Origin of the sequence: Gordonia otitidis NBRC 100426 (assembly GCF_000248075.1) — a bacterium.
GTDB classification, from domain to species: domain Bacteria; phylum Actinomycetota; class Actinomycetes; order Mycobacteriales; family Mycobacteriaceae; genus Gordonia; species Gordonia otitidis.
This window is the reverse complement of sequence record NZ_BAFB01000193.1, coordinates 1-13250: the sequence shown is the minus strand read 5'-3', so window position 1 is coordinate 13250 and position 13250 is coordinate 1. Positions and strand designations below refer to the sequence as shown.

Below are 13250 nucleotides of genomic sequence, written 5' to 3'. Positions count from 1 at the left end.
TGTCGTCGTTGGCGATGCCGCGCTCGGAGAGCAGCTTGGAGAACTGCTCACGATCGACGAAGTCGCGGCGGACCGGATCCTGCAGATCGGTCTTCCAGTCGAGCTTCACGGCGCCCTCGATGTGGCCGCCGTCGTAAGCGCTGGTGTCCTCGTCGACCTCGACGAAGACGACCTTGTCGTTGTTGAGGTTCTGCTCAGCCCAATCGGCGCTGACCAGGACGTCGGAACGTGCCATGTCTGGTTCCTTCCAGAGGTGGGATTTCTCGGTGGAGTTGTCCGGTCACCAGAGATGTAGAAAGCGGGCCGGACGTCGATCAAATGACGGGCGAGAAGATGACGGCGGCATCTGGAGCGATGCGGACTGCGATGTCACGAGCGCGCACAACTGCACACACCGGCCGTCACCTGTGGTGAACGTGCCGAGGCGACGCGATCACCGGACTAGAGACAGCAACAGTCGGCGACGCGACAGAAGTCGATCGCCCGCCGACGAGTGAGCAGGAGCTCACGGCGCAGTTGCATGCCACCGAGGGTACAACAGGCACCCTGCAGGCCCCCAACAGTGGCCTGCGTTCGGCTGTAGGTGGGTGTAAATACCGGCATCACCCAATCGTTCGACGGTCGGCGGGACCGGTTCAGAAGTCTCTGGGGCGCAGCTGACGCGGGCCGGTGTCGGCGACGAGCAGCACGTCGCTTCCCTCGCTGTGGGCACCGGTCGGGATGATCCCCCAGGGCAGGGGCAGGCGCGGAAGGGTCGTCGTGAATCGATCGAGCACGGCTGCCCGCAATGCCGCGTTCTCGTCACCGTCGAGCTCCGGTGCGCTCTCGTGTTCTTCCGGGCCGGTGTAGAAGCCCGTCGCCTCCAGGTGCAGTCGTCCGGCGCGGATGGACAGGTCGACGCTCACGCTCACCTTCGCCCTGCGACCCCGATACTCCGACGCCGACGGTGTGTCCGCGGGGACCGGGGTGGTCTCGGAGCCCGTTGACGGCAGTGGATGCGCGGACGGCGGCAGGGCGACGGTTCCGGTGAGCAGCACCCCGGAGGATCGGTGCAGCAGACCATCCTGGGGGCCGCCGCCTCCCGCCTTGCCCTCGGGCGCGGGGGTGTTGACGGTCAGGTCGAGGATGTCGAGGAATCGCCCGAGGTTCACCGAGTCCAGTCGTGTGTACGCGGCGACGGATGCGGTGTGGATCGCCTCCGACGGCCCGATGTTCCAGCCGTTCGGCACGGTCAGCGTGCCCAACCGGGCGCCGAGTTCTGCCGTGCAACCCCGCCGGATGCGGCAGCCGTCGACCGCGACGCCGCGTGCGGTGATCGTCGCACCGGAGAACTCGCCTCGCGACGCATGCGTGACGTAGGGGAACCCGCCGAGGGTGACCTCCGGGTCATAGGTGATCCGCGGCGAGGCCTGCAACGATCGGGACATGCGGTACTCGCCGCGAGCGGCGGTTGCCATGTCGGCGAGAAACGCGACGACCAGCATCATGAGGACGACACAGACACCGACGACGACCGCGCGACGGGCGCGGAAAGTGCCGCGTGCAGGCGTGTCCGATGCCGCGTCGCCGCTCCCATCGGCTGCCTTGTTAACAGCGGAACCCGACATTGGGGCTATTCTGTCATCTATCGCGCACATGGCGGTAAGCCGACGTAAACAATGGAGTTCGTTCGTGTGCGAAGCTGGCGTCCCGGCGAACTCCTCCCCGACGGTCGCGGTTGTGGTGTTCAGGGTGGGAAGACGAGATCGGAGTAATACGTGGATCTCTTACTGTTGACAGCCGATCCGAATCCGGAAGCGGTGCTGCCGTCCCTTTCGCTGCTCGCGCACACGGTCCGCGTCGCACCGACCGAGGTCTCCTCGTTGATGGAGGCGGGCAACGCCGACGTCGCCATCGTCGACGCCAGGACCGACCTCGCCGCGGCACGCGGACTGTGCCGCCTGCTCGGCAGCACCGGTTCGGCGGTCCCGGTTGCCGCTGTCCTGACCGAGGGCGGTCTGGTCGCTGTGAACGCCGACTGGGGACTCGACGAATTCCTCCTTCCCGCGACCGGCCCTGCCGAACTCGACGCGCGGCTCCGACTGCTGGTCGTCCGGACGAGGGGTGTGGGGACCGAAGAGGCTTCGGGCAAGGTCACGCTCGGTGAACTCGTGATCGACGAGGGAACCTATACCGCGCGACTGCGCGGGCGCCCGCTCGATCTCACGTACAAGGAGTTCGAACTCCTGAAATACCTCGCGCAGAATGCGGGACGGGTCTTCACCCGCGCACAACTCCTTCAGGAGGTGTGGGGCTACGACTTCTTCGGCGGCACCAGGACCGTCGACGTCCACGTCCGACGCCTGCGCGCCAAACTCGGCAGCGAGCACGAGTCGCTGATCGGCACCGTGCGCAACGTCGGATACAAGGCGGTGCGCCCGACGCGCGGTCGCAACGGTGGTGCCGAGTCTGCCGGCGACTTCGTGGGTGAGGGTGACATCGGTGACGACCTCTCGGACGACGCCGACCTCGACGATGGCGATCTCGACGATGGCGATCTCGATCTCGACGAGCGCCTGACCGACGACGACCTGACCGACGACGACCTGACCGACGACGACACCCCGACCGACCGCCACGCCCCGACCGACCGCGACTCCTTCGATACCTCGGGAGTCGGTGAGGAGTTCAGTGCCAGCGGAAGCTGACGCGATCGGCAACACCCCGATCGTCCTCGATCGACTCGACGCCGCCGGGGTCGAGCACGCGCATCGCCTTGTCGCGGACGCGACCGTCGTCGACGGCGTCGCGCCATTGTCCGAGCAAGCGGTACTCGCCATCGACGCCGCAGAGCGCACCGACGACGACGCCGCACATGTGCGACACGTCATCTCGACCGCCGGGTACGCGAACATCACACCCGGACGCGACGGTGAGCCGTCGATGATCGAGGCGGTCATCGACCCCGAACTGCGCAGACGCGGGCACGGGAGGGCATTGCTCGACTCGGCGTTCGCCGAGGCACGCGAGGTCTCCGACGCCGACGGACCGTCACCGAGGGCGTGGGCGCACGGCGACCTCCCCGGGGCGCAGGCGCTCGCCGCCAGTATGGGACTGCGAAAAAAGCGTGAACTGCTGCAGCTACGACGTGACGTAGCCGCGGACGGCTCCGATCTACCGCCGCTCGTCGTCGATCCGTCGATCGAGCTGCGCACATACTCCGGACCCGACGACGACGGGGAGATCCTGCGCGTCAACAACGCGGCATTCGAGTGGCATCCGGAGCAGGGCGGCTGGTCGTCGGCGCAGATCGACGAACGCACCTCCGCCGACTGGTTCGACCCGGCCGGACTGTTCCTCGCCTACGACGTCGACGACCCGTCGACCCTGCTCGGCTTCCACTGGACTAAACGGCAGGATGCCGACCTCGGTGAGGTGTACATCGTGGGTGTCGACCCGGCAGCCCAAGGGCGTGGGCTCGGACGGATGCTCACACTTGCCGGACTGCACTATTTCGCCGACCGGCGCATCGGAACCGTCATGCTCTACGTCGAAGGTGACAACACCGCTGCGCTGCACACCTACGAGAGGCTCGGGTTTGCCCGATACGCCGTCGACGTCGCGTACGGCTGAGTCGAGCGCGGCGCGCCGGGCGGTGACGGTTCTCGGCTGCCTGCTGCTAGCGGCCGGACTCCTCGGCGTGATCGCGCACGCCGTTCCGCTCGTCAGCAACACCTGGGCTCGACTGGCCGCTGGAACGCCCGTACTGATCGTGATCGGCATGGTCGGACTGGTGCTCGTGCTGGCGTCACGTGCGTGGATGTGTGCCGTGATCGGCGCGGTGGTGGTGGTCATCGGCATCGGCACGCAGGTACCGCTCTACATCGGCACCGACGAGAAGCAGGCTGCGACCGACATCAACGTCATGCAGGCGAACATCTATCTGGGGCAGGCGGACGTCACATCGATCGTCCGTGATGTCCGGGACAACCGGATCGACATACTCACCGTCGTTGAACTCACCACCGACGCCGTCGGCAGATTCGACGCCGCAGGCATCGCGGGCGATCTGCCCTACCGGTTCGTCGTGCCCAGACCGGGTGGGGGCGGAGCGGGCATCTTCTCGCGCTACCCGCTGTCGGACGAATCCCGCATCGGCAAGATGGCCATGTCGAATCTGCGCGCCGTCGCCGACATCCCCGGCGTCGGGCGCCGCGCCGTGTACGCACTCCACCCCATACCGCCGTGGCCGGAACCCGCGTGGCGCTGGGCGTACGAGGTCGATCTCCTCTCGTCGACTCTCGGCGGGGAGCAACTCCCGCTGATCCTCGGCGCCGACTTCAACTCGACCTACGACCACGCGCGCTTCCGCAGACTGCTCGCCACGCCGCCGGGCCTGGTCGACGCCGCGGAGCACCTCGGCTCCGGGATCGTCGCCACCTACCCCGCCAACAGACGCTTCCCGCCCGTCCTCGCCCTGGACCGCGTGATGACGCGTGGCGGTCCGATGCCGACGAGTTTCCGTCGCGTCGAACTGCCCGGTTCCGACCACGACGGCGTGATCGCGTCGGTCCGGCCCTGACCCATACGGCCCCGCGCAGTCAGGCCACCGGTAGTTAGGTTACCCTTACGCGGACGAGTCGTGAGGGGAGCGCGCTGCGCGATGTATCAATTCGCCACCGGCAGGGAACGGCTGACGGCGCAGACCGTGTCGGTCTCTGTCGTGGTGCCGGTCTATCGCAGCGCCCGCTACATCGATGCGTGCATGCATTCGCTTCTGGGACAGCAGAATTCGGTCGACGAGATCGTTCTCGTCGACGATCGTGGCGGCGACGGCTCGATCGACCGTGCGCAGCGAGTGCTCGCGGGGGGCACGGTCGACCACCGCGTCGTGCGCATGCCGCACAACAGTGGTGTAGGACCCGCGCGCGACGCCGGACTGGCGGCGGCATCCGGAAACGTCATCTGGTTCTTCGACAGTGACGACATCGCCGAGCCGGGGTTCACCACCGACATGCTCGACGCATTGATCGGAACTGATGCCGATTTCGCCACCTGCACGACTCGTTTCGCGGACGAGACGGGGACTCCGACGGGCGTACTCACCCCTGCGTTGGCGGCCGGTACCGTGACGGGCGAACGCTACGCGCAGCTCCTGTTGCGCAGCAAGGCCCGATCGTATGCGAGTGGAAAGCTGTTCCGGCGCGACATTCTCGGCGACGAGCCGTGGGGATCCCGACGAGCTTATGAGGATCTGTCAGCCGCCGCACGGATATCGTTGCGCTCGCGCACGGTGGCGACCGTGGCGCAGCCGTTGTACCTGTATCGGCTGCGCGCCGATTCGGTATCGCACCGGGTCACGGCCGACACCCGGGCCATCTTCGAGATGGGGGACGAGGTTCTCGAAATGCTCGATTCGGTACCCGACACCCGGCAATGGCGCTCGACGGCACGGTCGTTCGTGTACCGCGAAGTACTGGTTCCCGCCGCGCACATGGCGATGCGTGCGGAGCACGACGGTGAACGGAGTACCGTCACGCAAGAGCTGCTGCAGGTCGCGCGTGAGCGCGTATCTCGGCGCGACATACTCCCGTTGCTGGCGGCGCGCGAGGTGAGATCGGCCGTCTTCGCCGCAGCGATATTGACGTCACCGAGACGCTACTCCAACATGTTGCGCCACCGGTGATCTGGCCGCGCGTCCACTGACGAGCTGTCAGGGGAGGGCGTCGACGAAGTGCGCCACGACCTCGGAGATGTGCGGTTCACGGACGATCGACATGTGGTCGGCGGCCGATCGGGCAATCGAGACGTCGCCCGGCGTCAGGTGCTCTGTCCACACCCGTTCGTCGTGATGGTTGTCTGCACCGAGCACCACGAGTACGCGCCCGTGATACGGAACAGGCCGGTGGAACCTACCGACTCGCCAACCGACCTGCTCCATCGCACGTGCTGAGTCGACGGGTCGCTCGGTGAGGAAGCCGGCTCGTAACAACTGAATCCGGTTGCGCCACAGCTGTGAACGTGACTGTGTCGCCTCGGTGGCCGGCACAGACACCCCCGACCGAACTGACGACTCGGTGGCGCGAGCGATCGTGTGCGGCACGAACGTGTCGAGCGTCATCACCAGATCGACCTGCTCGCCGGCATGGCGCAATCTTCGTGCGACCTCGAGGGCGATGAGTCCGCCCAACGAGTGACCGAGCAGCACATAGGGTCCGTGCGGTTGGATGCGACGGAGATCGCGGAGATGCCTTCGCGCCGCGATACCGACCGTCCAGTCGGGGAAGCCGCGATTCTCCAGGCCGTGCGGCTGGAAGCCGTAGATCGCGCCGATGCGGGGGTCCCGCGCAAGATGATCCGCGAGCGCGACGAACACCAACGCCGATGCACCGGCACCGGCGAAGCAGAAGACAGTCTGTCCCAATCCGTGTCGCAGTGGAACCGTCGTCGGTGCGAGCGCCTCGCGCCACACCGCGGAGTTGTCCGGTCGCAGCCGGGAGTCCAAGGTGCGGGCCATCTCCGCCACGGTCGGCGCCGCCGCGGCGTCGGCCTGAGTGAGCGCGACACCGAACCTGCGCGTGACACCGACGAGGATCTGCGCAACGGTCAACGAGTCGGCGCCGATGGCGTAGATGTTCTCGTCACGGCCGACCTCGTCGAGGCCGAGTGCATGCGTCCAGATCGATGCGACCGAACGTTCGAGGTCTCCGGTGGGTGGATCGATACGTCGGCTGGGCGCCGGAAGTGCGGACCGGTCGACCTTGCCCCGCGCGGTTCGCGGCAGCGAAGACAGCTCGATGAGGTGCGCGGGAATCATCCACTCGGGCAGACGTTCTCGCAGACGGTTACGGATCTCCGCGGCGGGCGGGGTTCGGCCGCCCGGGATCGGGGCGACGTAGGCGATCAGTTCGGTGCGTCCGGAACCCGAGTCCGTCCGTGCGATGACCGCGGCCTCCGAGAGGTCGCCGTCGGACATGATCGCGCGGTGTACCTCTGCGGGTTCGACCAGGTATCCCCTGATCTTCACCGCGTCGTCGACGCGACCGGTGAGTGTGAGCGCTGTACCGTCCCACCTTCCGCGGTCTCCAGTACGGAAACTCGACAGTCCCGCGGCGTCACGCGTGAAGCGGCCCCGGTCTGCGCTCGGGTCCAGATAGCCGAGGGCCAGATAGCGCGACGAGACGACGACTCTCCCGTCGTCGTCGATGGTGATTGTCTTGTGCGGAGCAGGACTTCCCGCGGGAAGAGCACCCGCGGCAACGATGTCGCCCGCGCGGAGATCGAAGTAGGCAAGTGCCGAGGTCTCCGACGACCCGACCCAATTGGTCACGGTGGCGTCGGGGGCGTGGGCCAGCACTGCCTGCGCGACGTCGGCGGTCAACGCTTCACCGGTGGTGATGATGCGGCGCAGCGACCTCCACGCCGGGTGGCTCGCGGCATCCTGCGCGCCGCTGAGGGCACGGAGCAATGACGGTGCGAGGAAGGCGATCTCGGCCCGGGATTCTGCGAGTGCGTCGAGTACTGTCCCGGGGGCGCGATCCCGCGGGTCGATGGCCGCGATGTCGGCGCCGTTGATCAGCGATCCGATGAGGACGTTGAGTCCGGCACCGAAACTGATCGGCAGACACAATGCGACACGTCGTCCGGGGATGACACCGAATCCTGTTCGCATCAGCTCGGAGTCGCACAGCCACATGCCGTTCGGGTGTAGCACACCCTTGGGTATTCCCGTAGAGCCGGACGTGAACTGGATTGATGTGACGGTATCGGTGGTCTCGGTACGTCCTGCGCCGAAGGTACGCGCGGGTCGATCACCGGGGCTCGCGGTCATGACCGCGTCGAGTCCTGCGAGCGGTAGATCGCGCTCGCCGGCCAGATCATGCACGGCGTCGAGGTGTTCGGCGTCGGCGATCATCATGCGCGCGGGTCGGCCGTGCCTGTCGAGCTCGGACAGAATCGTCGACACACGTTCGCCGGGCAGCTGCGGATCGAGTGCGACGAGGGGATGGCCGGACAGGAACACGCCGAGGACCAGTGCCACCGCATCGGCTGAGAGACCGACCTGGACGACAACGGGATTCGACGTGTTCGCGTCGCGCGCCGCGATCGAGTTCGCGGCGATGCCCGCGCGGTCGACGAGTTGGCCATATGTCATCGCGTCGGCGCCGGGCCCCGAGTACGGCGCCATACGTACGGCGGAACGGTCGGGGAAGCGTCGAGCACTCGCGATGATCGCCGCGCGCACCGAGCGTGCCGCAAGTGCCGACGGGTCGGCGACTGTGGGGTCTGCAGACGTGGTCACGAGGCGGCTCCGATGAACGAGGCGAGAGTCGTCTTCGGATCCGTGGCCTGACGGATCAGCCGGATCCCGGGAACGAGGAGGAACAGTACGACGGCGACGTCGGCGATCAGATAGACGTAGGCGACGCCCATGATGCCCCAGCGGTCCGCGGCTGCGGCGATCCCGCAGACCACGACCACGCCGAAGACGATCTGGGTGGCCACCGCGAGTCTGAGTTTTCGCTGTACCCGCGCGAGACCGCCGTAGACCACCACGAATGCGACGGTGGGCAATGTGAGGGCCATCAGACGGATCAGTCCGGTGCCCTCACGGGCGTACTGCGGCCCCATGATCGACAGAATCCAGGGCGCGAGTGCGATCAGCAGAACGCATCCGACGACAGCTGCGCCACCACAGAGTGCGATGAAACGCAGTGTGGTCGCGCGCAGGTCGACGTCGGGCTGGGCCGACGCCGACACGAACGGTGCGCATGTGGCGTTGAGCAGGATCGCCGCTGTACTGATCACCAGCCAGCAGACCGAGAAGTATGCGTTCATCTCGGTACCGAGCTGGGCGACGATGACAAGTGGGACAACCAGCGGCACAACCACTCCCACTGCCGTCATGGCCAGCGAGCCGGCGTAGAAGTGCGCGATCTCCCCGCGCCGGGGAAGGGTTCCGGGACCGGTCATCGCCCGGGCGGTGGGCCGCACTGCGCTCAGCCCGATCCAACAGGCGATCAGCGCAGCGGGGATGACCCACGCGGCGACGATGCCGAATCCGGACGCGAACGGGATGAGTGCGGCGACCAGGATCAGTTTGATGGTCGACTGCGTGACGTTCTTGAGCGCGACGGTGCGCGATCTCCCCAGACCTATCAACAGTTGGTCTTGGACGGCGAAGACACCCAGGATCGCGACGAACACCGGATAGAGCCACGGCTCAGCCGACGAGGTGAACAGTGCGTCACGGGGGCCGAGCGCGACGAACGCGAGCCCGAACAGCAGCGCGGTCACGACGATGACCGACCGCCCGATGGTGATGAGCCTATGGGCCTTCGCCCCCGCGATCGGGAGAAAGCGCTCGTACAGACTGCCGAGACTGAGATTCGACAGGGTCGCGATCAGCGTCGCGGAGGTGATGATCGCCGACGCCCTGCCCACCTCGGCGGTGGAATAGCCGCGTGCCGCGATGGTCCAGAAGACGAATCCCAGTGCGCCCGTTGCGACACTCGAGGTCATCACCGCGACGATGTTGATCCCGACACCGGTGTTGTCGTCGCGGAACAGGGTGAGGCGTCGCTGGCTGAGGCTTCGCCTGTCGGTGGCGGTCACCGGGCGGGCGCGGCGTCGACCAGTGGAGAACTGTGGTCGGTTGCCAGTAGCGGCAGCAGCAACTCTGCGGTGATCTCTGCTTCGCGGGCCAGTGGCCACCCCGACAGGATCCAGATGTCGATGCCTGCTCGCCGTGCGACCGACGACATCGCGCTCGCGACGTTCTCGGCACTTCCGACGAAGTAGGTGCCCGTGCCCTTGCCCGCGATGTCGAACGGTGGTTCGGCTGCGGTCCAGGTCGTCAGTCCCGCAGCCATGTTCGGTGCGAACTCGAGCAGTTCCCGGCCCGGGATGCGACCTGCGCGTAGGGCGTCGATGCGTGCCTGCACCTGGGGATCGGCGCTGGTGATCTCGTCGAGACCCGGGTATCCGAAGCTACGTAGGTTGCGATCCGCTGTCGCCAGGACGGTGTCGGGACGTGTACGCGCGAGTTGCTCGGAGAACCGGCTCCATGCCTCGTCCTCGGTGTCACGGACGATCACACTCGCGAGTACCCCGTAGCGCAACGATCGTCCGCGCTCGGCTGCGGCGGCACGGACCTTGTCGAACAATGTTGTGAGGGAGGAGGGTTCGGACATGAACGACAGATAGACGTCGAGAACCGCTGCCGCGTGTGCGATACCTTCTGGCGACGCGCCGGTGCCCCACACCTCGATGCCGCCGGGCTGTCGGGGGCCGGGTATCGCCGGCTTGTATCGCGTTCCGTACGAGAAGAATTCGCCGTCGAAGGCCTCGGTGTCGTCAAGGTAGAGCCTTTTGACCTGTGTCCAGAACTCGGCGGACATGCGGTAGCGCTCGGCCTTGGACTCGACTCTTCCGTATCGGTGCAGCACCGGGTCGGCCCCGTTGACCTGGTTGTAGATGAGTCGTCCGCCGGAGTACTGGTCGAATACCTGTGCTTCTTCTGCCATCAACACCGGAGGCTTGACACCGGGGTACTCCGGGATGAGGAACCGAAGGCGTTCGGTGTCGCCGACGAGCGAGATCGCCTCCCGCGCCGTCGTCAGTGCTCCGTGGTAGCCCAGTCGGTCGAGCGTGCGCGCCTGATGGCGGAGCGCATCGAACGTCGGCGCGATGCGGTACTCCGGCTCCCACGGCACATCACCGTCTGTGGGATTGATGTACCACAGGACGTCGGGACCGCTCATCGTTCGTCGCAGAACTCGGTGATCGGCAGGCCGACGTGGCGCGATTCCTTCGGCGCATACCCCAGGAGCCGGTCGCCGGGAACCAGATCGGTCACATTGTTGACCGAGCCGCCCGGGCCGAGCAGACGGACGTGCCAGTCGTCCTGTGCGATCACGTTGATGGTGCGACCGTCGGGCGCGGTTGCGCTCACCGAGATGAGCGGGCGACGTTCGATCTTGACCCTCCCGATGCGCACCTCACGGACCTCACCGGTGCTGCGAACCGCGAGAATCGGCTGTCCGGCGGCGAGCTCGCTGACATACCGGGTCCGGTTGTCGGGGACCAGCACATACGAGTGCACGGCACCGGCGTTCCACCGGAACGGGCGGGTGGGCATGTACGGCAGCGGGTGGGTCTCGCTGCAGGACAAGAACATCCCGGTCGAGAACGAGCCGATGAGGCATCCCTCATCCTGCGCGAGCAGTGAGCAGGTGTCGATACATGCGCGTTCACCCATACCGATGTGCTCGACCTTGGTGACGGTCAGCTCGGTCAGCTCGATCCGATCGGCGGACGGACGGATCACGTCGGCGAGCGTCGCGATGTCCTCGACGCTCTGCGGGGCGAGCAGCAGACCGTCGGATCCGTGCTCGAGCACCAGTTTGACGATCGCGGCGTCTTCGATGTCGTTGACCACGGTGACGGTGCGCCCACCGGAGTTCTCTGCCGCAGCGATCACGATCTCGAGGGGGATCTTGGTGGGATCGGTGAACGTCAGCAGGGTCCACGGTGCGCGTCGTACCGTCTCACACGCGTCCCGCAGCGTGTCGGCGTCGGAGACGACGACGTGCACGGCGGTCTCCGCGCCGGTGCCGGTCGCGGGGGCCGGGTCGCCCGACTCGCCGTGGGGGATGAGCACGATGTCGGCGGACACGTGATCGCCCGAGATGTCGACGGTGGAATGCCCCGGTGCGTAGATCCGTCGCACGGTGGGCGGCAGACTGTCGAGTAGGTCGATGTCGGCCGAGACGATGCCGTCGATGCGCTGATGGATGGCGGCGGCGACCATGGCGTCGAGAGACCCGGACGCAACCGTGCGGAGGTCGACCCACGCGAAATGCTCCCGCGCGGGCTGCTTCTCGGGCGAGTCCGACGCGCGCTCGGCGGTCGCCTCGAGGGGGGTGATGTCGTCGGTCACGATGTCGGTGGTGTGGCTCATGTGCTTTCTACCTCGATGGTGAAGGGGGAGTGGGCTTCTCGTCGGTTGTCGGATCTCATCCGCGAGGTGCGACCGGATCAGGCCAGCTGCAGGGCACGGGGATCGTGATCGTGCAGATGTGCCGCGAGAGCGGTCGCGACATGCGACGGGTCGTCGGCGCCGAAGATCTGGCGGCCGAAACTGAGCCCTGCGACGCGTGATTCGGCGACCCGGCAGCCGAGTTCGACCGCTGCGTCGTCGGAAGCCGCCGCGGGACCACCGGCAACGAGGATCGGGAGCGGGCACGAGTCGACGACCTGATCCATCGCCTCCGTGGTTCCGGCATAGTCGAGTTTCACGACGTCAGCCCCGAGGTCTGTGGCAATCGCCGCCAGATGAGCCAGGGTGCGCCCTGACGTCGCCTCGGGCGAGGTGGTCGCCCCGCGCGCGTACATCATTGCCAGCAACGGCATCCCGAGTCGCTCGCACTCGTGCGCGACCCTACCGAGATCGGCCAGCTGCTCGGGCTCTGTGTCGGACGAGACGTTGACGTGCACGCTCACCGCGTCGGCTCCGAGACCGAGACACTCCTCGACCGAACCGACCAGAACCTTTCCGGTGGAGTCCTTCGCGAGACTGGTTCCCGCAGAGAGGTGGACGATCAGTCCGAGACCGGTGAACCGGCGGGGATCGATGGTCCGGGCCCTGCCCTTGTGGACGATGAGCGCATCGGCGCCCGCGTCTGCGAGCATGGCGGCCGTCTGGTCGGCATGATCTGCGCGGCCGAGCGGACCGATCGTGACCGAATGGTCGATCGGCACGACGAGCGCGCGGCGTGATGCCGACGAGAACAGGCGTGCCATGCGAAGGGCCTTGCCGGACAATGTTTCCCGTCTTTCCCCACGGCGGTCGTGCATGCTGGGACTCCGATCGTGATGACTGATCACGCTGGGCGGCGTGGTCGACCACCCCCGCTGATCAAGATGAGGGTAGCCTATCCTTCTTGCTGTGACCAAGCTGAATGTGAGATTCCCGACCGACGCATATCTGCGGCGCATCGGCGTGGGCCGTGACATCGTCGAGAGTCTGACGATCGAGCCCGGTGACCTCGGTGCCATCGACGCTCTCGCGCGCAGCCAGCACCGGTCGATACCGTTCGAGAATCTCGACATCCACCGCGGTCACGTTGTCGACGTGGCGCCAACGGCCATCGTCGACAAGGTGATCACTCGACATCGTGGCGGCATCTGTTACGAACTGAACGGCGTGCTTCTGCTCGCGCTCGACGAGATCGGCGTTCCGGCACGGGCTGTCGGAGCACAGGTGCGCA

The 13250-nt window shown here is 66.7% G+C and carries 12 protein-coding genes; 5 read left to right on the top strand and 7 right to left on the bottom strand.

What is annotated here, in order from left to right:
* Both GOOTI_RS19115 and GOOTI_RS19110 read right to left on the bottom strand, forming a co-directional pair.
* Positions 1–235, bottom strand: a 235-nt coding sequence (locus tag GOOTI_RS19115; protein WP_007240249.1) for a rhodanese-like domain-containing protein, incomplete at its 3' end; no start/stop codon positions are given.
* A 400-nt stretch (positions 236–635) separates the two neighbouring features.
* Positions 636–1607 carry an LmeA family phospholipid-binding protein gene (locus tag GOOTI_RS19110; RefSeq protein WP_007240248.1) on the bottom strand — a complete coding sequence of 324 codons (972 nt, stop codon included), beginning with the start codon at positions 1605–1607 and terminating at the stop codon, positions 636–638.
* Positions 1608–1757: 150 nt separating this feature from the next.
* Here GOOTI_RS19110 and GOOTI_RS19105 point away from each other — a divergent pair, with 150 nt between their 5' ends.
* The 4 genes from GOOTI_RS19105 (at position 1758) to GOOTI_RS19090 (ending at position 5665) form a co-directional block, all read left to right on the top strand.
* Positions 1758–2687 carry a winged helix-turn-helix transcriptional regulator gene (locus GOOTI_RS19105; RefSeq protein ID WP_007240247.1) on the top strand — a complete coding sequence of 310 codons (930 nt, stop codon included), beginning with the start codon at positions 1758–1760 and terminating at the stop codon, positions 2685–2687.
* 4 nt (positions 2688–2691) lie between these two features.
* The gene (mshD, locus tag GOOTI_RS19100) at positions 2692–3612 is read left to right on the top strand and encodes a mycothiol synthase (protein ID WP_169315831.1); all 921 of its coding nucleotides are present in this window, start codon (positions 2692–2694) and stop codon (positions 3610–3612) included.
* Positions 3578–4561 carry an endonuclease/exonuclease/phosphatase family protein gene (locus tag GOOTI_RS19095; protein ID WP_007240245.1) on the top strand — a complete coding sequence of 328 codons (984 nt, stop codon included), beginning with the start codon at positions 3578–3580 and terminating at the stop codon, positions 4559–4561. Before mshD ends, GOOTI_RS19095 begins: the two co-directional genes overlap by 35 nt.
* 81 nt (positions 4562–4642) lie before the next feature.
* A complete protein-coding gene (locus GOOTI_RS19090; protein WP_007240244.1) occupies positions 4643–5665 on the top strand; it encodes a glycosyltransferase family 2 protein in 1023 nt (340 codons plus the stop codon).
* 27 nt (positions 5666–5692) lie between these two features.
* On the opposite strand, the gene GOOTI_RS19085 is transcribed toward GOOTI_RS19090, so the two are convergent.
* The 5 genes from GOOTI_RS19085 to GOOTI_RS19065 all read right to left on the bottom strand — a co-directional run bounded on the left by GOOTI_RS19085 (position 5693) and on the right by GOOTI_RS19065 (position 12837).
* On the bottom strand, positions 5693–8281 hold the full coding sequence (locus GOOTI_RS19085; protein ID WP_007240243.1) for an AMP-binding protein: 2589 nt from the start codon (positions 8279–8281) through the stop codon (positions 5693–5695).
* A complete protein-coding gene (locus GOOTI_RS19080; protein WP_007240242.1) occupies positions 8278–9594 on the bottom strand; it encodes a lipopolysaccharide biosynthesis protein in 1317 nt (438 codons plus the stop codon). Before GOOTI_RS19080 ends, GOOTI_RS19085 begins: the two co-directional genes overlap by 4 nt.
* Positions 9591–10742, bottom strand: a complete 1152-nt coding sequence (locus GOOTI_RS19075; protein ID WP_007240241.1) for an LLM class flavin-dependent oxidoreductase — start codon at positions 10740–10742, stop codon at positions 9591–9593. The genes GOOTI_RS19080 and GOOTI_RS19075 overlap by 4 nt, the downstream gene beginning before the upstream one ends.
* Positions 10739–11941: a 3-dehydroquinate synthase II family protein gene (locus GOOTI_RS19070; protein WP_007240240.1), complete on the bottom strand. Its 1203-nt coding sequence runs from the start codon at positions 11939–11941 to the stop codon at positions 10739–10741. The genes GOOTI_RS19075 and GOOTI_RS19070 overlap by 4 nt, the downstream gene beginning before the upstream one ends.
* A 77-nt stretch (positions 11942–12018) precedes the next feature.
* Positions 12019–12837, bottom strand: a complete 819-nt coding sequence (locus GOOTI_RS19065) for a 2-amino-3,7-dideoxy-D-threo-hept-6-ulosonate synthase (protein WP_039994367.1) — start codon at positions 12835–12837, stop codon at positions 12019–12021.
* Positions 12838–12928: 91 nt separating this feature from the next.
* Here GOOTI_RS19065 and GOOTI_RS19060 point away from each other — a divergent pair.
* Positions 12929–13250 (top strand): arylamine N-acetyltransferase (locus tag GOOTI_RS19060; protein ID WP_007240238.1); only part of this gene is annotated, 322 nt, incomplete at its 3' end.

Excerpts from the sequence above, each read along its gene's own strand:
- GOOTI_RS19070 (WP_007240240.1), bottom strand. The coding sequence starts at position 11,941 with ATGAGCCACACCACCGACATCGTGACCGACGACATCACCCCCCTCGAG.
- GOOTI_RS19075 (WP_007240241.1), bottom strand. The coding sequence starts at position 10,742 with ATGAGCGGTCCCGACGTCCTGTGGTACATCAATCCCACAGACGGTGAT.
- GOOTI_RS19110 (WP_007240248.1), bottom strand. The coding sequence starts at position 1,607 with ATGTCGGGTTCCGCTGTTAACAAGGCAGCCGATGGGAGCGGCGACGCG.
- GOOTI_RS19090 (WP_007240244.1), top strand. The coding sequence starts at position 4,643 with ATGTATCAATTCGCCACCGGCAGGGAACGGCTGACGGCGCAGACCGTG.
- GOOTI_RS19065 (WP_039994367.1), bottom strand. The coding sequence starts at position 12,837 with ATGCACGACCGCCGTGGGGAAAGACGGGAAACATTGTCCGGCAAGGCC.